The organism is Vibrio sp. 10N.222.49.C9 (assembly GCF_041474985.1).
GTDB classification, from domain to species: Bacteria; Pseudomonadota; Gammaproteobacteria; order Enterobacterales; family Vibrionaceae; genus Vibrio; species Vibrio crassostreae_C.
In genome coordinates this window covers 1-308 of record NZ_JBFRVD010000469.1, presented here as the reverse complement: position 1 = coordinate 308, position 308 = coordinate 1, and the positions used below count along the sequence as shown (strand labels likewise).

Genomic DNA, 308 nt, shown 5'->3' with positions numbered 1-308 from the left:
GCAGAAAAAATTCGAGACATCATTGGAAGCGATATTGTAGATCTGCACAATGTAAAAGATACCCCACTCTCCCTAATGAACGACTATGAGTTTTTGATTCTAGGGATTTCCACATGGGATTTCGGTGAACTTCAAGAAGACTGGGGAGCATTATGGCACGACATAGATGGCGTACCGCTAACAGGCAAGCACGTCGCGTTATTCGGCTTAGGGGATCAAGAAGGATATGGCGAATGGTTTCAGGATGCGATGGGACTACTTCATCAGCAGCTTCAGCCAAGCAAACCTAACTTTATCGGCTACTGGCC

Annotated in this window: 1 protein-coding gene; it reads left to right on the top strand. The window is 46.1% G+C overall.

Annotated features, from left to right (window positions below):
• The coding region (locus AB4585_RS24030) for a flavodoxin domain-containing protein (protein WP_372171263.1) at positions 1 to 308 on the top strand (308 nt) is incomplete at both ends.